At 40.2% G+C, this 21,443-nt stretch carries 23 protein-coding genes; 10 read left to right on the plus strand and 13 right to left on the minus strand.

Annotated elements, in window-relative coordinates; all coding sequences use genetic code 11:
• The first annotated feature begins 119 nt into the window (after positions 1–119).
• The 3 genes from spoIID to C6348_RS11485 all read left to right on the plus strand — a co-directional run bounded on the left by spoIID (position 120) and on the right by C6348_RS11485 (position 2,925).
• The gene (gene spoIID / locus C6348_RS11475) at positions 120–1,145 is read left to right on the plus strand and encodes a stage II sporulation protein D (protein ID WP_106043139.1); all 1,026 of its coding nucleotides are present in this window, start codon (positions 120–122) and stop codon (positions 1,143–1,145) included.
• A 324-nt stretch (positions 1,146–1,469) separates the two neighbouring features.
• Positions 1,470–2,168, plus strand: a complete 699-nt coding sequence (locus tag C6348_RS11480; RefSeq protein ID WP_080869567.1) for a VWA domain-containing protein — start codon at positions 1,470–1,472, stop codon at positions 2,166–2,168.
• A gap of 82 nt (positions 2,169–2,250) precedes the next feature.
• Complete coding sequence (locus tag C6348_RS11485; RefSeq protein ID WP_034660275.1) at positions 2,251–2,925, plus strand: VWA domain-containing protein; 675 nt, start codon at positions 2,251–2,253, stop codon at positions 2,923–2,925.
• Positions 2,926–2,977: 52 nt separating this feature from the next.
• Here the strand turns inward: C6348_RS11485 and C6348_RS11490 are convergent, their stop codons facing one another.
• Both C6348_RS11490 and C6348_RS11495 read right to left on the minus strand, forming a co-directional pair.
• Positions 2,978–5,326: an FdhF/YdeP family oxidoreductase gene (locus C6348_RS11490; protein WP_106043141.1), complete on the minus strand. Its 2,349-nt coding sequence runs from the start codon at positions 5,324–5,326 to the stop codon at positions 2,978–2,980.
• An 82-nt stretch (positions 5,327–5,408) separates the two neighbouring features.
• The gene (locus C6348_RS11495; protein WP_106043143.1) at positions 5,409–6,674 is read right to left on the minus strand and encodes an L-lactate MFS transporter; all 1,266 of its coding nucleotides are present in this window, start codon (positions 6,672–6,674) and stop codon (positions 5,409–5,411) included.
• Between the two features lie 134 nt (positions 6,675–6,808).
• Between C6348_RS11495 and fdhD the strand changes: the two genes are divergently transcribed.
• A complete protein-coding gene (fdhD, locus tag C6348_RS11500) occupies positions 6,809–7,597 on the plus strand; it encodes a formate dehydrogenase accessory sulfurtransferase FdhD (protein WP_106030610.1) in 789 nt (262 codons plus the stop codon).
• A 10-nt stretch (positions 7,598–7,607) separates the two neighbouring features.
• The gene (gene moaA / locus C6348_RS11505; RefSeq protein ID WP_034660268.1) at positions 7,608–8,615 is read left to right on the plus strand and encodes a GTP 3',8-cyclase MoaA; all 1,008 of its coding nucleotides are present in this window, start codon (positions 7,608–7,610) and stop codon (positions 8,613–8,615) included.
• A gap of 253 nt (positions 8,616–8,868) precedes the next feature.
• Here the strand turns inward: moaA and rpsN are convergent, their stop codons facing one another.
• The 4 genes from rpsN to C6348_RS11525 form a co-directional block, all read right to left on the minus strand.
• On the minus strand, positions 8,869–9,138 hold the full coding sequence (gene rpsN, locus C6348_RS11510) for a 30S ribosomal protein S14 (RefSeq protein WP_106043145.1): 270 nt from the start codon (positions 9,136–9,138) through the stop codon (positions 8,869–8,871).
• Positions 9,139–9,154: 16 nt separating this feature from the next.
• Positions 9,155–10,351, minus strand: coding sequence for a GTP-binding protein (locus tag C6348_RS11515; RefSeq protein WP_106030733.1), 1,197 nt, complete (start codon positions 10,349–10,351; stop codon positions 9,155–9,157).
• 81 nt (positions 10,352–10,432) lie between these two features.
• A complete protein-coding gene (gene rpmG, locus C6348_RS11520; RefSeq protein WP_003214771.1) occupies positions 10,433–10,582 on the minus strand; it encodes a 50S ribosomal protein L33 in 150 nt (49 codons plus the stop codon).
• Between the two features lie 143 nt (positions 10,583–10,725).
• A complete protein-coding gene (locus C6348_RS11525) occupies positions 10,726–11,148 on the minus strand; it encodes a DUF5362 family protein (protein ID WP_034660265.1) in 423 nt (140 codons plus the stop codon).
• Between the two features lie 527 nt (positions 11,149–11,675).
• Between C6348_RS11525 and C6348_RS11535 the strand changes: the two genes are divergently transcribed.
• The gene (locus C6348_RS11535; protein ID WP_060597481.1) at positions 11,676–12,080 is read left to right on the plus strand and encodes a hypothetical protein; all 405 of its coding nucleotides are present in this window, start codon (positions 11,676–11,678) and stop codon (positions 12,078–12,080) included.
• A gap of 45 nt (positions 12,081–12,125) precedes the next feature.
• Here the strand turns inward: C6348_RS11535 and C6348_RS11540 are convergent, their stop codons facing one another.
• Complete coding sequence (locus C6348_RS11540; RefSeq protein WP_106030608.1) at positions 12,126–12,635, minus strand: thioredoxin domain-containing protein; 510 nt, start codon at positions 12,633–12,635, stop codon at positions 12,126–12,128.
• 97 nt (positions 12,636–12,732) lie between these two features.
• Here C6348_RS11540 and C6348_RS11545 point away from each other — a divergent pair, with 97 nt between their 5' ends.
• From C6348_RS11545 to C6348_RS11555, 3 genes are read left to right on the plus strand one after another with little or no spacing between them, the layout of a single operon-like run.
• On the plus strand, positions 12,733–14,532 hold the full coding sequence (locus C6348_RS11545) for an ABC transporter ATP-binding protein (protein WP_106043147.1): 1,800 nt from the start codon (positions 12,733–12,735) through the stop codon (positions 14,530–14,532).
• 1 nt (position 14,533) lies between these two features.
• Positions 14,534–15,088 carry a MauE/DoxX family redox-associated membrane protein gene (locus tag C6348_RS11550; RefSeq protein ID WP_060597478.1) on the plus strand — a complete coding sequence of 185 codons (555 nt, stop codon included), beginning with the start codon at positions 14,534–14,536 and terminating at the stop codon, positions 15,086–15,088.
• Complete coding sequence (locus tag C6348_RS11555) at positions 15,085–15,615, plus strand: TlpA family protein disulfide reductase (RefSeq protein ID WP_060597477.1); 531 nt, start codon at positions 15,085–15,087, stop codon at positions 15,613–15,615. The genes C6348_RS11550 and C6348_RS11555 overlap by 4 nt, the downstream gene beginning before the upstream one ends.
• 32 nt (positions 15,616–15,647) lie before the next feature.
• On the opposite strand, the gene C6348_RS11560 is transcribed toward C6348_RS11555, so the two are convergent.
• Positions 15,648–16,157: a GNAT family N-acetyltransferase gene (locus C6348_RS11560; protein WP_189288291.1), complete on the minus strand. Its 510-nt coding sequence runs from the start codon at positions 16,155–16,157 to the stop codon at positions 15,648–15,650.
• 116 nt (positions 16,158–16,273) lie between these two features.
• On the opposite strand from C6348_RS11560, the gene spoIIQ reads away from it, so the two are divergent.
• A complete protein-coding gene (gene spoIIQ / locus C6348_RS11565) occupies positions 16,274–17,170 on the plus strand; it encodes a stage II sporulation protein SpoIIQ (protein ID WP_003214850.1) in 897 nt (298 codons plus the stop codon).
• A gap of 80 nt (positions 17,171–17,250) precedes the next feature.
• Here spoIIQ and C6348_RS11570 read toward each other — a convergent pair whose 3' ends face one another.
• From C6348_RS11570 to C6348_RS11595, 5 genes are all read right to left on the minus strand, one after another.
• Complete coding sequence (locus tag C6348_RS11570; RefSeq protein WP_034660252.1) at positions 17,251–17,598, minus strand: P-II family nitrogen regulator; 348 nt, start codon at positions 17,596–17,598, stop codon at positions 17,251–17,253.
• A gap of 18 nt (positions 17,599–17,616) precedes the next feature.
• A complete protein-coding gene (locus C6348_RS11575) occupies positions 17,617–18,825 on the minus strand; it encodes an ammonium transporter (RefSeq protein WP_060597474.1) in 1,209 nt (402 codons plus the stop codon).
• Between the two features lie 193 nt (positions 18,826–19,018).
• Complete coding sequence (locus C6348_RS11585; RefSeq protein WP_060597473.1) at positions 19,019–19,759, minus strand: amino acid ABC transporter ATP-binding protein; 741 nt, start codon at positions 19,757–19,759, stop codon at positions 19,019–19,021.
• Positions 19,760–19,769: 10 nt separating this feature from the next.
• Positions 19,770–20,447 (minus strand): amino acid ABC transporter permease, encoded by a 678-nt coding sequence (locus tag C6348_RS11590; protein ID WP_106038985.1) that lies wholly within the window; start codon positions 20,445–20,447, stop codon positions 19,770–19,772.
• A gap of 40 nt (positions 20,448–20,487) precedes the next feature.
• On the minus strand, positions 20,488–21,375 hold the full coding sequence (locus C6348_RS11595) for a transporter substrate-binding domain-containing protein (protein ID WP_106043149.1): 888 nt from the start codon (positions 21,373–21,375) through the stop codon (positions 20,488–20,490).
• Positions 21,376–21,443: the final 68 nt, after the last annotated feature.

A 21,443-nucleotide genomic window follows, 5' to 3' on the forward strand; every position in this document is an offset into this window, starting at 1 on the left:
GATAAACAGCCTCATATCTTCATCAAAAGACTTGTCCACTGAATGAAAGAAGCTGTCATATTAGCTTGTCCCCGCCCATAGGATAAAAGAGATTCAATGACAAATGGGGGCAGCCAAATATGAAACCAATGATATGGACAATCGCAGGAATATGCATCATTATTTTAATGATTCCAACTTTACTTGTGTTGCCGACGTTTCAAGGGAAACCGGAGGTAAGCCAGCATGTATCAGCGGAGCCATCAGTTAAAAAAGAAGTGAAGGGTACAGTCAAATTGAAGCAATCACCCGTCGCTATCCCCGTCTATCGTTCAGCTCATCAGCAGGTAGAAAACATCCCCTTAGAAGAGTATGTGATCGGTGTCGTAGCGTCTGAAATGCCAGCTGATTTTGAAATGGAAGCACTCAAGGCACAGGCACTCGCTGCAAGAACGTATATCGTCAGACAAATGATCATCGATAAGACCGTCAAATCACCAAAGGGCTCTCTTGTAGATGACACCCAAATGTTCCAAGTTTATAAAAACAAGCAGGAACTCAAGAAAATTTGGGGGAAAGCGTACAATTGGAAGTTAAAAAAAGTCACAGAAGCTGTCGCCAGCACACAAGGAAAAGTGCTGACTTATGACGAGAGACCAATTGATGCCTCATTCTTTTCAACAAGTAACGGAAAAACGGAAAATGCTGAAGCTTATTGGAAAAACGAAATCCCATATTTGAAAAGTGTCTCAAGTAAATGGGACGAAAAATCGCCAAAATTTCAAAACAAGAAAACCATCCCAGTTAGTGAATTTCAGCAAAAATTAGGTGTGACGCTCACTCAGCAGGCTCAGGTAGGACAGATAGTAGAACGGACGCCAGGAAATCAAGTAGCGAAAGCCGTAATAAACGGTAAAACACTGACAGGCAGAGACATTCGAGAGTCACTAGGACTTCATTCAGCGGACTTTACATGGGAACGACAGGGCCAGCAAATTATCATTACGACAAAAGGGTATGGCCATGGGGTTGGAATGAGTCAGTATGGTGCGCACTATATGGCACAGTCAGGCAAAAAAGTAGAGGCTATCGTGAAACATTATTATAAAGGGATTCAAATTGAATCAGCTGAACGTTTTCTCAACACGTATATGGCTAAAAAATAAAGCAAAAGATGCCTCAGAAATGGGGCATCTTTTTTTGTGTTCCAAGAGGTTTGAACAGAATGTGTCAATTTGCGACTTAAGACGCACCTCAGGAAATCTTAAACATTTACGTCCCGACAAGAACCGATGGCCGATACAAAGCCCCTCGAAAGAAGGAGAAAACAAAAGAAAAAATGATGTGTTAGGTGAATATATCTAGACAACTGACAGATTTTTAGTGATTTTGATGAAAGAGAAAAAGGGACCGAGTCCTATACCATTCCAAGACAGAATATTTTACGATTAAGATGTTTCAATTAAATACATAAGGAGGAAGGAAAAATGATGTTGAAAAAAGTATTTACACTCGTAACCTTAGCTGTATTGACATTATCTATGTCAATCTCTTCACCAGTATTTGCAAAAGCATCTACAGTCAAAAAACATAACAAAGATGTAAGAGTTACTATCTTACTTGATGCAAGTGGAAGCATGGCAAGAAAAGTAGAGGGAGAACGCAAATTTGACCTCGCAAAACAAGAGGTATTTAAATTTGCTCAGTCACTTCCAAAAGACGCTAAAATTCGTATGAGCTTGTTTGGCTCTGAAGGAAACAACAAAAATTCAGGTAAAGCTCAATCATGTGAAGTCATTAGAGGCGTTTATGGCGTACAGCCTTACGAAAAAGAAAGCTTTGAAAACTCTTTAAACGGACTTGGACCAAATGGCTGGACACCGATTGCTCGTGCTCTTGAAAATGCAAAGCAAACGGATGAACAGCTTAATGGTGGAACAAAACATATTGTGTACCTAATCACTGATGGTGAAGAAACTTGTGGCGGAGATCCAGTAAAAGTAGCAAAAGAATTGCATAACTCAAAAGGATCGACTGTTGTTAATGTGATCGGATTAGACTTTAACGACGGCTATGAAGGTCAATTGAAGCAAGTAGCCAAAGCGGGTAAAGGCCAATACTACCAAGCAAGCACTGGTAAAGAAATGGGTTCTATCTTGTCGGCAGAATCATTAAAACTACACGAATAACTTGCTGAACAAAAGGGAAACGATTGATGTATGCTATCGTTTCTCTTTTTCTGTACAAATGTAAAAAGGGAGGTTTTTATGAATGAAACGAAATATTGTATTAACCATTTTGGCTAGTCTTGTCCTGCTTCTTTCTTCACCAGCTCATGCTGTGACAAAACAGGAGCCTGCTCATGTGGTGATATTACTTGATTTAAGCGGCAGCATGGCACAATCAGTTGAAGGCGAAAAGAAAATCGATATCGCCAAACGTTCTATTCAAAGCTTCGCAAGTATTTTATCAGAAGATACACAAGTCCTGCTACGTGTGTTTGGTCATGAAGGAACCAATAAAAATGCAGGAAAAGCAGTTTCTTGTGGAAGCTCTGAAGCCGTTTACGGATTTGGATCATATGAGCCATCAACATTTCAGCAAGCACTGAATGTGTATAAGCCGACCGGCTGGACACCACTTGCAAAAGCATTAACAGATACGAAACAAGATTTTGAAGATCACCAGGCTGAAGGAAAAAATATTGTCTATGTCGTCAGTGATGGTAAAGAAACTTGTGGAGGAAGCCCTTCACAAGCAGCAAAGGAATTACATGAAGACGGAATTGACACCATCGTCAATATCATCGGCTTTGACGTGAATGAAAAAGAAGCAAAAAGTCTAAAGTCTGTTGCAAAAGCGGGTGGTGGACAATATCAACCGGCTGCGAATGCCGAAGAATTGAATCACATTCTACAAAATGAAGCGAGCGCTTTTGGTCAGTAGGATATGAATGGGAGCTGGGGATTGTTTTCCCCAGCTGTTTTTTAGTTGAAGATCAATTCAAAGTGGTTTCTAATTCATCAATGCGTTTCTCCACGTAGTGCTGATCTTTTCTTGCATGAAAAGTTTCGGCTTTTTCTAATATGGCCGCCGTATTATATTCGGGAATCTGTGAGTAGCTCTCATACACACCCTTTGGAATTAAAACGTTCCCTTCAGGCCAATAAACAGCGATATTGCCACGTTTCAACTCCCCGAATTGAGCCACTCCTTGATAGGACCCATATTGATTAAACAAAACAACTGGATCACCTTCTTGAACATAAAGTTCTTTTGCATCTTCGTCATTCATCAAGATAGAATGACGCTTCCCACCATTAAAGGCATCCTTTTCGCTATAGATCATGGAATTGAATTGCTTCCCTCTTCTTGTCGTGATATTAAAATGTCCCTCGGTTTTTCGGTATTGAGGCAGCTGGGCAGGAAGAAGATGTCCTTTGCCGTCCGGTGTTGGACACTCCCCGTCTTCACATAGCCAGGCGCCACCCCATTGAAAAACGTCTCCTTTATGACGCAAATACTGGATGCCGTCATAGTTTCGATTTGCGACCGCAATCTCACGGCGAATGTCTTCAGCCGTTTCGAAATGAATCAGCTCAGCATCTTCTGGCCGGACTCTTTTTGCAAGATCAATATAAATGTCCCATTCTGCTCTGGCTTCCTCAATACGAGGTCCTTCAATTTCTGGACTGAAATATACCATGCGTTCCGTACTAGTTGATGTACCGCCGCCTGGCTGTTCATATCTTGTCATAGCAGGCAGAACAATTACCGTCTCTTCTGCCTCTACAAGTGTAGAGGTATTCAAAATGATATCTTGATGGACACGGAGTTCAAGCTCAGATAAAGCTTTTTCGATCGCATCTGGATTTGGCATCGTTTCTAAAAAGTTTCCGCCGCTCGTAAACAGCATTTTGAGTTTTTGCGGATGTTCTTTTGGGAGAGCCATTTTCTCAAAGGATTGCCCAATGGTGTCACCATGCCATTTCGGAATGTCAAACCCCCAAATTTTTTCGATTCTTTCAATATTCTCTTCATCAAAATCACTGCCCGGCAAAACGAATGGATCAGCACCCATTTCACCAGAACCTTGAACGCCGCTATGCCCTCGAATTGGCATGACACCACAATGTTTCCTGCCAATAAATCCACGTAACATAGCAAGGTTGGCGACCTGTGATATATTATCAGTTGCAAAGCGGTGCTGGGTAAGACCCATACTCCAAATAAAAACGCCTGAATTGGCATTGGCAAGGAGGATCGCAAATTCCTTCATTCTTTCTTTTGATAAGCCTGATGATGCTTCTAGGTCCTCCCACTTCAACTGTGCGGCATGCTGCTTTAAATCCTGTATGCCGGTAGTATGGGCTTGAATAAATTCATGATCAAGAGCGGAATGGGGAGCATGCTGCTCCATGTCAAACCAATGTTTGATGACGCCGTTCATAAACGCAATATCGCCGCCTATATTGACTTGATAGAAATCATCCGCGATTTTTGTGCCGAATAGAGCACTTTCTGGAATAGAGGGAACCCAGTACTTTTCCATGGCAGGCTCTTTGTACGGATTGATGACAATAATTTTGGTTCCTTTCTTTTTCGCCGCATACATATATTTAGTGGAAACGGGCTGATTGTTTGCTGCGACAGATCCCCAAAAAATTAAGACATCCGTTCCGATCCAATCGTTGTAATTACAGCTGGAGGCTCCTATACCAAGGGATCGTTTAAGAGCGGTTTTGCTCGGTGAATGACAAATGCGAGACGCATTATCAATATGATTTGTCCCGATAAAGCGAGCTGCCTTCGCAGCGGTATAATAGACTTCATTTGTAATTCCTCTAGCCGTTAAATAGAAAGCGAGCTGCCGTTTATCAATTGATTTGATTTTAGCTGCGATTTGATCTAATGCATCATCCCAGGAAATACGCGTAAAAGCATTGTCACCTTTTTTTCGAATCAGTGGATAAGGAATACGGCCAAGTTTGCGAAGAGAGGTGCTGTCCATTTGTTTGAGCTGTTGAATATCTTCGAACCATTTTGGATCAATAGCTGGCATTGTATTAAGACGAAGTACATTTAGTCTTGTGGTGCATATATGAGGTCCTGCGAGCGTTTGGTCATATAACCCTGAAACACCCAGGGCACAGCCATCACACACGCCCTGCGTTAAAATACGATATGCATAGGGGAGATTATCCTTGTTTTCCCATGCCACTTTCATCGTATCTCGAATGTGTTTCGGTTTTACTTTTCCAAGCCCCATAGGCGCAAAAGAGGCCCATAGCTTTGGTGAGGGTTTTTTATTAAGCTTAATAGGCCCCTTATGTTTTGTTTTCCCCATGATATCATCACCCTCCTATTACTTTATGAAGCGTTTTCATATCTAAAAATTACCTTTAGATTGTGATTCTGTCAAATTCAAATTAAGGTCGGGCTGAGACAGAAGAAGTAGCAGTAAGGTTTGTTTCTCTAAGCTGTTGAATATCTTTCCGTATGAGAAGAGATATGATAAAAGCGATGAAAAATAAGCCAGAGGACACCATCAGACTTTGCGTGTAGTTACCTGTTATATCTCGAATAAAGGATGAAAATAAAGGTCCAGCTAAACCAGCAGCGGCCCAGGCAGTCAGAATATAACCGTGTATGGCACCAAGTTGTTTCGTGCCAAATAAATCCCCAATATAGGCTGGAATTGAAGCAAACCCTCCTCCATAGCACGTATAAATGATCGCCATCACGATTGAAAAGACGAGCGGTTCTTTTAAATAGGGGAGTAAAGGAAAGGCAATGAGCTGGATACTAAAGAAGATTGTATACGTATTCGGCCTTCCGATATAATCTGAGAAGGATGCCCAGCCAATCCGCCCTAAACCATTAAAAGCACCTAAAATACCAACAAGGGTAGCTGCAGCACCTGCAGTGAATCCAACACTTTCTTGTGCAAGAGGCGATGCAACTGAAATAATGGCAATTCCGCATGTGATATTAATAAAGAGCATGAGCCACAAATAATAAAAACGTCGTGTTTTGATCGCTTCATTTGCTGTAAGCTGTGATAAATCCTGAGGGATTTTTCTTTGATTTGTTTTTAACACGTCAAACTGTTTGACGTCTTCAGATGTTGGTGGTGATAAATAAAGAGATGAGATCACCATGATCATAAAATAGGAAATTCCAAGAATGTAAAAGGTATTTGCGATGTTCACTTTTTCAATGAGATATTGGATAATTGGGCTGCAAATAAGAGAAGCAAATCCAAAACCCATAATAGCTAAGCCGGTTGCAAGTCCTCTTCGGTCCGGAAACCATTTCACTAAAGTTGATACAGGTGCAATGTAACCTACTCCTAATCCTATCCCAGCGAGTACACCATAAAATAAATAGAGGAGAGGGAGTGAGGACATGTGGACAGCGAACCCTGATCCTGTCATTCCGATACCGAAGAAAATGGCTGAGAAAAGCCCCGATGCTCTTGGACCATACCTTTCAACGAAATGCCCCATGAAAGCAGCAGATAATCCTAAAAATAAAATAGCAATACTGAAGGTCAAGCTTATTTCTGTCAATGACCACTGAAAAGCTTGATGTAAAGGATTCGTAAAAACACTCCAAGCATAAACAGACCCAATAGATAAATGAATTCCTACAGCACTTGTTGCAATGAGCCAGCGATTTTTCGATTTGTTCATTTTGTTCCCCCCATATAAAGCAATCAAAAAGTTTGATAAGATAGGAATATGTTACAATTTTATGACTTTTTAAAATAATATCATAATTTGATTGGATCATATAACTAAATTTGTGCTGAAAGGAAGATCATACAATGAATCCTTCTGTTAAAAAGAAACGAGTCATACACCAATACAGTGAAGGCCAATTTACTTGCAAAACAGATGAAGTTGTAGAAGAATTCCCTTTAACTGTGATCGTGAATGGAGAGGAATTTGTGACACTTGTTTGTTCACCAGATCATTTGAAAGAATTGGTTATCGGTTTTTTAGCTTCAGAAGGAGTCATTCGATTTGAAAATGAGATTAAAAGGTTTACAATAGATGAAAGTATGGGCTTTGCATATGTTGATTTAGTTCACCCAAGCGGATTTCAGTCATCAGATTTTACAAAGCGAGTGATTGGTTCTTGTTGTGGGAAAGGGAGACACTTTTATTTTCTCCAAGATGTGAAAACGGCAAAAACAGCCATTGATCGAATCAACATTTCTGCTGAAACCTGTATGCATCTAATGAAGTGTTTACAAGAAGAAAGCCAATTATTTCAACATACTGGTGGTGTGCATAATGCTGGACTGTGTGACACAGAGAAGCTATTCATCACTAGAACTGATATAGGAAGACATAATGCTTTAGATAAAATCTATGGATACTGTTTACTTCATCGAATTCCACTTAGAGATAAAATCCTTGTGTTTAGCGGCCGGATATCGTCAGAAGTTTTATTGAAGGCAGCAAAACTAGGAGTGTCGATCGTCATCTCAAAATCAGCACCTACTGAGCTGGCGCTTAATATGGCAGAAGAATTAAATATCACGACAGTTGGATTCGTCAGAGGAAAATCTTTTAATATCTACACTCACCATCAGCGTATTACAGAATAGGAGGCAAAGTATGGACAGTATATTGGATAAGAGACATCGACCATTGCGCGATTTAAGAATATCAGTAACAGATCGCTGTAACTTTAGATGTACGTACTGTATGCCTGCTGAAATTTTTGGACCAGATTATCCTTTTTTGAATAAAGAAGAACTGCTTAGTTTCGAAGAAATTGAACAGCTTGCTACCCTTTTTGCAAAGGACTTAGGTGTGGTGAAAATACGCATCACGGGTGGTGAACCTTTAATGCGAAAAGATTTGCCTATCTTAATAGAAAAGCTCTCAAAAATTCCAGGAATCGAAGACATTGCTATGACAACCAATGGAACGCTTTTACCTTTATATGCTGATAAGTTAAAGAAAGCAGGTCTTCAGAGAGTCACCATTAGTTTGGATTCATTAAATCCTGACCGTTTTATGCAAATGAACGGAAGGAATATTTCTATCCAAAAAGTGTTTGATGGGATTGAGGCTGCAAAAAAAGCTGGACTTGCTATTAAGATCAATATGGTTGTTCAAAAAGGTGTGAATGATCAGGATGTTTTACCAATGGCAGCTTACTTTAAAAAAGAAGGACATGTTCTCAGATTTATCGAGTTTATGGATGTTGGAAATACGAACAAATGGAATCTAGAGCATGTCATGACAAAGAAAGAGATCATTGGTCTAATTGATTCAACATTTCCTATCAAACCAGAACCTCCTCAATATCCAGGTGAAGTAGCCAACCGATTCTTTTATAAAGATGGTTCAGGAGAGATAGGCATTATTTCTTCTGTTTCAGATGCTTTTTGTGGAACATGTAACAGAGCGAGGCTTTCTGCTCGCGGTGAATTGTTTACATGTCTTTTTGCATCGTCGGGTTTTGATCTGAAACGGGTGATTCGCTCGGCTAAAGATAATGAAGATATAAAGAATATATTGAAGGAACTATGGTCGAATAGACATGATCAATATTCAGCCGAGAGAGAACAGAAGAAAGATCAGAAAAAAGTTGAAATGTCATACATCGGTGGGTAGTGACAACAAAGTATCATGATCATGTATTTTTGAAAAGAAGAGAAAAAGTCATAATCATTGTTGACAATCTTTTTTTGAAATAGGTCTATTCATCTTATGAATCCAGTCATTATAAAAAACCAGCAGAAACTCTGCTGGTTTTTAAAATGTTATTTTGTAGCTCAAAAAGGTTTAGAAATGCCTGGAAAATAGAATTTTAAACATTTTTTGCTACTTTACTTTTATGAGAGCTGTGATAAGATCAACTCAATCTTTACCAGCTCGATTTTTTTACTCCTGGGATGTGGCCCTTATAGGCAAGCTCACGAAAAGCAATTCTAGACATTTTAAATTTTCGTAAGTAACCTCTAGGGCGGCCGGTTAATTCACAGCGGTTTTTTAAACGGGTAGGGGAAGAGTCTCTAGGTAATTTCCGTAAAGCTTCATAGTCACCTTTTTCTTTTAACTCTTTTCTTAATTCTGCATATCTCAATACAAGCTGCTGCCGCTTTTTTTCTTTAGCAATCTTAGATTTCTTTGCCACTTAAAACCCTCCTTTTTTAATGTTGGATTTTCCATTGAAAGGGGTCTTCAAATGTAGTCCAATCTTGATCAAATTCTTCAGGTGTGAGTAAGCATTGATCTAGTGTGCGAATGATATCTGCTTTAGGCAAATCTACGCCGATAAACACAAGTTTTGTATGCCGATCACCAAATTCTGCGTCCCACTCTTCAAGAAGCTCTGGTTCTTGCTTTAATATCCGTGCCTTATCTTGCTCAGGCAAGGCAGCAATCCAGTATGCAATTGGTTCAATCGCAACAGATTTTCCGGCCTGTGAAATTAAAATGGTTAAATCATGATGTGTGGCAAGCCATGTAAATCCTTTAGCGCGAACTATTTGCTCTGGCATCTGATCTAACCAATTATTTAACCTGCCAGTATGGAAGGGGAGTCTTCTTTCATAAACAAAAGATGAGATTTGGTATTCTTCTGTTTCCGGCGTATGCTGAGAATGCCCGGCGTTGATTTCTTTGATCCAGCCAGCAGAAGCACTGGATTTTTCAAAGTCAAATAAACCAGTATTCAAAATGTCACTTGGCTGTACTTTACCTTTTGAGGTTCTGATGATAGATGCTTCTGGTTGAAGTGTGGTCAGCACGCGCTCAAGTCGATCTAATTCTGAGTTTGATACTAGATCACATTTATTTATAATCAGCACGTCACAAAATTCAATTTGATCAATAAGTAAATCGGAAATTTCTCGTTCGTCATCATCGGAAACGGCTTGTTTACGGTCTAATAAACTTTCTCCTGACTGGAAGTCGGTCCAGAAACGATTCGCATCTACAACAGTGACCATCGTGTCTAACCGGCAAAAGCGTGTCAAATCTATTCCCATTTCTTCATCAATATAAGAGAAAGTTTGCGCGACTGGAATTGGTTCACTAATACCTGTTGACTCAATGACAATATAATCGATATGACCAGTCTTACACAGGCGTTCTACTTCGATTAACAAATCTTCTCTCAATGTGCAGCAAATACAACCATTAGACAATTCAACTAGCTTCTCATCTGATCGAGAGAGCTCACCGCCTTGTTTGACTAGTTCTGCATCAATATTAATTTCGCTCATGTCATTGACGATCACAGCTACTTTTAACCCTTTACGATTTTGTAGGACATGATTTAATATTGTTGTTTTTCCTGCACCTAAAAAACCGCTTAATACTGTAACAGGTATTCGCTTATTCATTTCTTTCTGTCCTTTTAACCATACTCATTTTGATTTCCGCCTCACTTAAAAAGTAATGATTACGATTTAAAATCTAAAAAATTATTTTGTTTCTCTATGAAGGGTATATTTCTTTAGCCGAGGAGAATATTTTTTTAACTCCAGTCGGTCCGGGTTCGTTCTTTTATTCTTTGTTGTGATATAGTTTCTGTCACCCGTTTCAGTACAGGCTAAGGTAATTTTTACGCGCATCAGTAATAGGATCCTCCTTTAATTCGTAATGGTTACGATTTGTATTTTAAAATGATCAAGGCGGAATGTCAAGCTTAGTAGGATGAACAATGCCAAATGATCAAACAAAAGGGGTATCGAATGTTCATTGATACCCCTCTCCATTAATAAAAGTCTCCAAGCTCTTGTTCGTATTCACCTTCGTATTGCTGGACGTCACTAGGAATTTCTTGAAGAAAGGCTAGGCCACCTAATATCAGCATCAAGATAATGGCGATGAATGAGAGAATGACTGTGACAATACTTGATATGGCAAATAGCGTCTGCATTTTCATCATCTTAGCATATTGTTCTAATAACTCTTCATAAGAAGTATCAGGAGCTTGAATTAATTGTTCAGCTGCGTTTACAGATTTTTGTACATGGATTCCCATCATAATGAGGAAGACGCCAAGGGCAGCAGGAAGAACAAGCCAAAAACCAATAAGAATAGCTAGGCCGCCTGAAATATAGAGAAATATACTACCAACTTTCCCCCACTTTGTGATCGAATGAAGAGATTGAATGATTTTCTCAGTTTGTTGCAATGGTGTTCACTCCTTTATGTATTCACTCTTTATCATACTTGAGCAAGTAGTACTTTAGGAAGAGTGAATGTAGAGCAATTAAAAAATATTTCTATCTTCACTTTACTATTTATGGATAAATAAATTATCTTCAAATAAGAAAAAAGTAACATTTACTATAAATTTTAACGACAGTTTATGTCATAAATAAGATTAGTAGTTAAAAATAATTAGTAAATTTATCAAAATATGTTGTTAGTTGTCTTGTAATTGGTTATTATTGTGTTGTATTACCATAAAAATTGGAAGGTGGAATTCATATGTTAGATCGTTTCTTAAACAAAATGACCAATGTTCAACCTGCAGCTTCAAGATGTATTTTACAAAAATTAGTCACTTCATGTAAATCAGCGCCAACTTGTTTCCTTCAAGGTGTTGGAACTTTCCGTTACTACGTGGATCGTGATACAGGTGAGATATGTACTAGCCAAGAACGCGTTAGATGTGGCTGCTAAATTCAAGGATTTTATTTAATAGGATGTGAACGCATGAGCATATCTTCAATTTCATTTTTAACAAATGCTGTGCAGATGTCAAACAGTCGTCAAGCGGGTCAAACATCAAATTCTTTTTTAAACCAAGCTGCGAAAATTGTTCAAGGCGACCATTCTCCAGAAGAGAGAAAGGCATTATTTCAACAACTGACTCTAGTTCAGCAAGGGAAAGATTTGGAGCTTCATGTGTCTAAATTAAAGGAACTAGAGAAAGAGGTTCAAAAAGAATCGTCTTCTTCGTCTGTTACTGTGAATCAGCATGGTGACCAAGTAGACATTTCAAATGAGGCTCGCAGTGAGTTTGAACAAGCTGAGGAACAAGCGGCAGCTTCAAGTGAAGCAGGTGAAATTGCCGCAAGGGAAAAGGATCAGGATGTTCAGGCAGATCCACACCAATAAAAAAACGAGGCGTGTGTTTGTTGTCTTCACATGCCTCATTTATCTTTATTTTGCAGGAATCCTTGAATAAAGACCATCCGGAAAAGGGGCTGCATATGAGATTGTTTCATCTTCTTCTACCATGATGTAATATGGAAACTCTTCAATCTGGAAGGCGCCTATCATTTGTTCGTCCACTGAGATAACTTGCATGATGGTTTGGCTATCACGATATAATTCTTGATCCTCTTCTTGCCCATTCTTTAGCAAAATACTAAAAGAAATGTCTAATTGACGCTGCCTTTTCGTTTCTAGGAATTGTTCCAGTGATGGGATGCAGTGCGGACATGCTGTGTCAGTGAATATAAGCAGCTGTTGCTTGTGATTGGTTTGCAGCAAATCATTCATTTGAATAGGTGATGGTTTTTCAATTAGCGGATGAACAAGTTTTTGTCCGACATGCTGGATCGGTAAGATGATTAATTCCATCTGGTGTTTTAAATAGATGATGATTCCGATCGTCAATAAAAGACTGCAAAGAATAAGAGTGAGCTGTAAAAGTAAGATTGAATTCATCGTTATCGTCCTCTCAGAATGAAGTTACGCAGAGCTATCATAATATAAATATCAAAAATATGTCAATTATACTAAATGGTGTAAGGTGGAGCGTTTGATGAGTACAGTGAACCATTGTTTATATGCAATCTCCTATACTTGGAAAAGAAGTCGATCATATCTTCTGTTAACTCTATTGATCCAAGTGATCGTTGGTTTTATGCCTTTGGCTAGTGTCTGGATTATTCAAACATTGATTAATGAAATTATTTTATTCATGACTTCTTCAGGAGACATTCAAAAGGTCTTAAGGTTATTTGGGTTGCAAATGGTCATTGTGGTTTTAGGATATGGGCTTCAATTCATTCTTCAACTTAGTCAGCAAAAAGCGACAAATTTGATTGGTTTGCATTTGAAGGGTGAATTGCTTCAAAAGGCAATCAGGCTGCCATATATTACATTTGAACATCCGTCTTTTTATAATGAAAGTCAACGTGTGATGAACAGTCATCAGCATGTTCTGAGTATGGTTAGAAGTATTTTTACAATCATGAGCGCATTGATTACTGTTGTATCACTTCTCATTTATATGATCGGTATCCATTGGGGTTTGGCGGCCATTCTGATCTTATTTACCCTGCCTGTCTTGTGGATTGAGCTCTTCTTTGGAGGCGCACGGTATCAACTAAACCGCATGTTAACTGCTAACGATCGAAGAGAAATGTATGTGTCCGACCTTGTTGCACAGCGAGATTCATTGAAGGAAATCCGTTTATATGGAATAGGACATTATCTTCTTCAAAAATGGAAAGGTCATTATGTAAAAAGTGCAGATGAAAAATATAAATTACTAAAACGGCAGGTTCGCTGGGAGATGGCGGGCGGATTGCTTATGACATTTGCCTATGTGTGCTGCGGTCTTTTTATTGTCTTTCTTATCTTTCAAAAAAAATTAGCAGCGGGTACGTTTGTCGCTGTGCTCCAAGCTGTGCAAAATATTCAAAGTGGTTTTCAAGACTTAACGAGGGAATGTTCTAGTTTATATGAAACGAGTCTCTATATTAATGAAATGAGAACTTTTCAAAAGAGAGAAGAAGAAATTGATGAACAGACAGAGAAAGGGGCATCGCTTCGGAGGATTGAGTGTATTCAGTCCATTACGCTAGAAAACCTCTCTTTTACCTATCCGAATATGAAAACGCCTGCTATTGAGCATATACATTTTCATATCAATAAAGGTGAACGCATTGCATTGGTGGGGGATAACGGATCAGGTAAGACGACCTTGATTAAATGTTTGACCGGTTTATATGATCCAGACAAGCCGAATATGCAAAAGGTCAATGGTGAGTCTATTTCGACCATTTATAAAAAATCATATCATGCGAGAATGGCTGTCCTTTTTCAAGATTTTATGAAGTACGAATTCACTGTGAAAGAAAACATTGGATTTGGCCGTATCGACGAAATAGATGAGGAAGAGCGCATGGTGTCAGCTGCGCGGCAAGCAGGCATAGAGAAAAGAATTCATCAAATGGAAGAAACATACGATGCGCAGCTTGGCCGGTTTTTTGAAGAAGGTCATGAACTGTCTGGCGGACAATGGCAAAAGCTTGCGATGGCGAGAACCTTCTTTAGAGAAAGTGATTTTATCATTTTAGATGAACCGACTTCTGCTCTTGATCCGCTATCGGAGATTTCACTCATTCGAAAGCTATTCGATCATACGCAGGATCAAGGGGTCTTGTTTATCACACACCGTATGGGAGCGGCCCGCTTAGCAGACCGCATTATCGTGATGAAAGATGGTGCTTTCGTTGAAGAAGGGAACCATGAAGAGCTGATGGCGCTAGGTGGAGAGTACAAAAGGCTTTATGAGGCACAATCTCAACTATTTCAACAAAAGGAGATGGCGTAAGGTGAGTGTCTTTTATTTTATAGGTGTCTATTTCTTAGGAATCATCTTTGCAGGTGCATGGCTTGATAAAGTGAGAAAACAAACGGCGCATATGCAACAGATGAATGCTTATCGGCTGCTGCCTTCTGCGCTCACGGCGCCAATGTTTTATTTGTTTTTGACTATTGAATTGGCTTGTACTGGTCTATTGTTCGTATGGAACATGTCTCTTGTACCTGCGATTGGTCTTACAGCACTTTTATGTACCTATACTGGAGCGGTCACTTTCAATTTATTGAGAGGACATCGTAACATTTCATGCGGCTGTGGAGGTTTACTTGAAAATGACCGTCTTCACTGGGGAATTGTGATTCGTAATGTGTCGATGCTGGCTCTTGTGATTGGCTTGTTTTATGTGCATCCCTATGTAGAAACAATTCCATGGCAATTTCACATTATTTGTTTTCTGATTGCAGTGGCTGTCTGTTTCATTATAGCGGTGGGAAAAGACATCATGATGTTCAAAAGAAAGTGGAATCAATTTGAATCATTTATAGAAGGAGACCAAGTGAAATGACAGATATTCTACTGATTATTGTGTTATTCATTGTCATTGCTCAGCTGGCTGTGGTGTTTTTGCTTGCCCGCTTTATCGGAAAATTTATGAATAAAATCAAAACTCTTGATGGGATTGAATTAAAGGAAGCGGATGTTGGTGATGCGGCGCCGTTATTTCGAAGCTATACACATTTAGGGGATAAGGTCATTTTAAAGGAATATTTGCAGAGCGGAAGAGCCGTGATGCTGTTATTTGTGAACTCTACTTGTATGACATGCAAAAGCATTTTGTCTGATATGAAGCAGCACATCTCTAGCGACGATACTCAATTCATTTTGATCAATGGAGATGAACAAGGAGATGATGCATCGCTTCTTCAATTGCTGCCTGATCAAGCTGTGTATGTGCGCTCTTCGCAAATCATGGAGCTGTATGGGGTAACTGTTGTTCCGCAAGCGATTCTGATGGATGAACATGGCATCATCCTGCAAAGAAAATCTCTTCAAAATGCGAAACAGTTTGAACAGCTGTTACATGCTTCATAAAAAAGCGTCTCTTTGTTGGAGAGACGCTCGTTTTATAATTCTTTTCCTAGAATATCTAAATCGTACCTGCTGCCGTCCATTTCTGCGATACGTGGCAGGTGACCCCATGTCTCAAAGCCGTGCTTTTTAAATAATTGAATGCTGGCTTCGTTGTGCCCGAAAATAAAGGCAAGTAACGTTCGAATGCCTAATGAAGGTGCCAACTCAATGGCCTCTTGTAAGAAAAGTGACCCTAAGCCTTTCCCTCGATCGTCTTGGTTTAAGTAAATACTCATTTCAACGGTCCCGTTGTATGCAGGTCTTCCGTAAAACGTTTCAAAGCTGAGCCAGCCGTAGATATGTCCATCCTCATCTGTTTTCACATAGAGAGGTCTTTTCTCTGAATGATTCAAAAACCATTGCCGGCGGTCTTCAACTGAAACTGGTTCTATGTCGGCGGTTACTTCTCTTGAAGCAATGGTTGAATTGTAAATATCAACGATCGCTTTGAGATCATCTTCTGTTGCTATGCGGTTGAAAGTTTTCACAATAAAGTCCCCCATCTTTTTTTCATTCATCATACATATTATTGGTGCGATTGCGCAAAATAAAAAGAAAAATGATTTCGTGTGTATATATTTTTTGAAAAGTGTTCAGAATGTTGCTGAGGTGATGAAAAATGAGAGAGGAAGAAAAGAAACGTACTTCCAAAATCACAAAAGTTCAGCAATTTTTCCGTAAGCGCTGGGTATTCCCTGCTATTTACTTGGTCAGCGCAGCGGTCGTGTTAACAGCCGTTCTTTGGTACCAAGCTGTATCAAAAGATGTGAAAGACCAACTATCTGATGGAAATCAAACAGGGCAAGAACAGCGTGATGATGCCGTTGAAGTTGGAAAGCCAATTGAAAATGTTGCAATGCCGGTCCAGAATTCTGATAATGTTTCTGTCGTGAAAAAGTTCTATGAAGCAGATGCTGATCAAAAAGAAAAAGAAGCAGCACTTGTAAACTATAATAACACCTATACCTTGAGCAAAGGTATTGATCTTGCAGATAAAGATGGCAAAGTGTTTGATGTCACAGCTGCTCTTAGTGGAACAGTGGTTCAAGCGAAAAAAGATCCAGTTCTCGGTCACGTCGTTGAAATTGAACATGAAGATGGATTATCGACTGTTTATCAATCGTTGTCACAAGTGAGTGTCAAAGAAGGCGATGAAGTGAAGCAGAATGATGTCATCGGTGCTTCTGGTAAAAATCTTTATGGTGCTGAAAGCGGCAACCATGTGCATTTTGAAATTCGTATGGAAGGTTTAGCGCTTAATCCACTTAGCTTCATTGACAAGCCTGTTTCGACTATTGAAAAGGCCGCGCAAGAAGTGACGGAAGAAGCAAAAGAACCTGCTCAGCCAAAAGCTGATGAAAAAACGAAGGAACCTGCTGCTGAAGATAAGGCCAAAGAGCCTGCTGGAGAAAAATCTGAAGAAAAGTCTGATGAGAAGGGGAAATCCTCTGATCAAGAAAAGTCTTCTGATTCCTCTAAAGACAGCAGTCAATCTGAAGAAACAAAACAATCTTAAAGCCTTGCAACCTCTGTGTATGAATTATGCAGAGGTTTTTTCTGTCTTAAAAAAATCCTCCGCACTTGGCGGAGGATGGTTTATAGGGCGGCAGGCCCTTCTTCACCTGTCCGAATGTTGATTGTATTTTCTATCTCATATATAAAAATTTTCCCATCCCCTGGTTCGCCTGTACGAAGTACCTTTTGAGCTGTTTCTACGACCAGTTCGACAGGTACTTTGCTTAGGACGATTTCAATCTTTAATCGTTCGTACACATTGCTTTCCTTTTTGACGCCGCGGTATAGCTCTGTATGTCCCTTTTGTAGGCCGCAACCGTGCACATTCGAAAAGGTAATTGAGGTGACACCAATCTTTCCAAGCTCCACCTTTAATGTTTCAAAATTGGCTGGACGTGTGACAATCTCCACTTTATACATTTTGCTCATCGAGACACCCCTTTTTCTTTAATCTTGATAGGCTTTTTCACCGTGCATGGTTAAATCAAGGCCCACTGATTCTTCTTCTTCGGTTGCACGAATCTTGAAGAAGAGATTGACCACTTTGATGATCACGTATGTCACAACGGCTACAAAGGCGTAGGTGGCAACAATAGCGACTACTTGCTTCCAAAGTAAGCTGGCATCTCCGTAAAATAAGCCATTGGCTCCGCCGTCATTGACAGAGGTTGTTGCGAAAAGTCCAGTTGCAATACCTCCCCAAGTCCCGCCAATTCCGTGAAGCCCGAATGCATCCAGTGCATCATCATAGCCAAATTTGGCTTTGAGTGAGAAGACTCCCCAGAAACACACGATCCCGCCGATGATTCCGATGATAATAGAAGCAAATGGGGTGACAAAACCTGCGGCAGGTGTAATCGCGACAAGACCTGCGATGGCTCCAGAAATCGCGCCGAGCATGGTCGGCTTTTTGTTGATCATCCACTCTACTAACAGCCAGCCGATGATTCCTGCAGCAGCAGCTGTATTAGTGTTAATAAAGGCATACATCGCGACACTGTCTAATGTAAGGGCACTTCCAACGTTAAAGCCAAACCATCCAAACCAAATGACAGCTCCGCCAAGAAGGGTGTAGATCAAATTATGAGGAGAAGAGTTTGCTGCTTCTTTACGCTTCCCGAGCACAATCGCCACGACTAGACCCGCAACACCAGATGAAATGTGAACCACGTTTCCTCCAGCGAAGTCAAGTGCACCCATTTCGCCAATCCAACCGCCGCCCCATACCCAGTGTGCGACTGGCGCGTATACAAATGTGACCCAAAGGAGTGTAAACACGACGACCGCTGAGTAGCGAATTCGTTCAGCAAAGGCACCTGAGATGATGGCTGTTGTTAAGACGGCAAAGGTCATTTGGAACATCATGAACAATGAATGTGGAATGGTCTCACTGTAGGAACCAGGTTCAAAGCCAACGCCTTTTAGTCCAATCCAGTCTAAGCCTCCGATCCATGCATTGCCTGGCGCAAAAGCCAAGGAATAGCCAAACATGATCCATACGATGGAGACGATTGCTAGTGAAGTTAAGCTGTGCATGGTTGTGCTTAAGACGTTTTTACTTCTCACGAGTCCTCCGTAGAATAAGGCTAAACCCGGTGTCATTAACCACACGAGTAGTGCGCAGAAGAACATAAATACTGTATCACCCATTTGCATGCTGCATTCCCCCTGAATCATTCAGAATTAATTGATTTCTTAATTCTTCATTATAGAGAGAAAAGTCATATATAACATAACCGTGTAAGTTAATCTTACATAGTTTTTGGTTATATTCAATATAAATGGATGAAAAGTTCGTAAAAAAAGAGAAAAAACGTGCATTGAGCACGAAAAATAAAGGGCGTTTGACCTATAAAATGGAGCTGAGAAACAGCTTGGTTCGTTCCTCTTGAGGAGAATCGAACAATTCTGATGGGATGCCTTCTTCGACGATGCGGCCTTCGTGCATATAGACGACACGATCGGCGACTTCTTTCGCAAAGCCCATTTCATGTGTGACAATGACCATCGTCATGCCTTCTTTTGCGAGACTTTTCATTGTTTGCAGTACCTCGCCTACAAGCTCTGGATCGAGGGCCGACGTAGGTTCGTCAAATAACATGACATCTGGCTTCATGGCGAGAGCTCTTGCAATGGCCACACGCTGCTTTTGACCACCTGATAATTTAGAAGGATATACGTTGGCCTTATCCGCAAGTCCGACCTTTTCCAACAGGACGTTGGCTTCTGATACAGCTTGAGCCTTTTTTGTTTTTCTCACCATGACAGGCGCTTCGATGATGTTTTCAAGCACAGTTTTATGCGGGAAGAGATTAAAATGCTGAAACACCATGCCTATTTTTTGCCGCATCTCGTTTAATTGATCGCGTTTTGGGTGAACAGGGCTGCCATCAATGATGATTTCTCCATCATTTTTGATTTCTAAAAAGTTCATACAGCGGAGCAAGGTGCTTTTTCCAGAGCCACTGGCTCCAATTAAGACGACCACATCATTTTCATAAACAGTGAGATCGATATCCTTTAAAACATGCAGTTCTCCGAAGTGTTTATTGAGTTTTTCAACACGAATGAGTTCCTTTGATTCTGTCATGTTTCTCCTCCTAATGGTCACTGACTGATAATTTCTTCTCAAAGGTTTGGACAGCAAATGTTAATAGCAAGACAAGAACTAAGTAATAGACGGCTACAACAAGTAAATAGGTCATATTGTCAAAGCTGTTTGAGCCTTGGGTCGTGGCGACGTTAAATAGTTCATTGACGCTGATAAAGGCGGCGAGTGATGAATCTTTTAAGCCGATAATGAACTGGTTGCCAAGAGGGGGGAGGGCGCGCCGCATCGCTTGCGGGAGAATGATGCGTCTCATTGTTAGAAAACGTCCCATGCCAAGAGAGCGTCCAGCCTCTTTTTGCCCATGATCGATTGATTGGATGGCACCTCTGAATATTTCTGCTATATACGCTCCGTTATGAAAGGCGAGCGCAATGGAAGCGGCCCAGAAGTCGGGGATATTTAATTCTGTCAGTCCAAAATATAGGATGAAAATTTGAACAATCAGAGGTGTGCCGCGTACAAGGAAGATATAGGCGTTGGCGATATAACCGAAAACAGCCACACGTGATATTTTCAATAAAGCAAAGAAGAGCCCGATGAACATGCCGATGAAGATGCTGATCACAGTGAGCTGTAAGGTGAGCAGCATTCCTTCTAAAAAAATACCTCTTGAATCAATCAGCGTCTGAAAAAAATGTGATAGGGTAGGCAAAACAATCATCTCCATTTGAAGAAAGTGCGCCTAAAAAAGGCGCACAATCGTGGTTTTAATTTTGTTTGACCGTGATGTCTTCATCAAAGTATTTCTCGCTAATTTGTTTTAATGTTCCGTCTTTTTTTAGTGCGTCAATCGCATCGTTGATCTCTTTTATGAGCTGTTCATTTTCTTTAGATACAGCGATTGCCTGCTCACTTTGTCCGAGTCTTTCCTGCGCTTCGATCTTTAATTTTTTCTTCATGGCTTCTGCACCTGTGGCAAAATCCGTCACGACTGCATCGTGTTTTCCGTTGGCTAGTGCTTCTAAAGCGACTACATCACTGTCGTAATATTTTGGTTCCTGCCCGCTATGTTTCTTTGCGATATCAGCGTAGGACGAGCCTTTAGATACAGCGATTTCTTTGCCTTTTAAATCATCAGCATATTGAATGTCTGCTCCAGGTCTTGTGAAAATTTGCGGACCAGAGTAGTAGTAGGGCTTAGAAAGAAGGACGTGTTTTTTTCGTTCCTCATTGATGGTATGACTTGCAACTGCTGCATCAAATTTTCCTGATTTCACACCTTCGACGATGCCTGCGAATTTATATTTCTTCTGTATAGGCTCGAGGCCTAGTTTGTCACTAATCGCATTGCCTACATCGATATCAAAGCCTGACATCTGATTTCCATCCATGTAACTGAACGGGTGAAATTCACCTGATGCTGCAAATATAAATTTTCCATCCTCTAAAATTGGCGACCCTTTCGCTGTAGAATTACGTTTATCTCCGTTCCCATTTGTTTCATTTGAACCACACGAAGACAGAAGTAATACTGCAACCGAGAAAAGGGCTGGGACCCAAAACCGTCTTTTTTTAATAATAAGCTTCTCCTCCTTTTCAGCCGTTCTCCATATAAGGAGAAAGTAGGCTTTTAAATATGTGTAGCATCTTACCATTTGTTCCTCATATTCTCAATTTTATATGTGTTTTTCCAACACTCGCCCTTTTTAAAATGTATGTCTTG

Source organism: Bacillus sp. YBWC18 (assembly GCF_002998775.1).
Taxonomy (GTDB): domain Bacteria; phylum Bacillota; class Bacilli; order Bacillales; family Bacillaceae; genus Bacillus.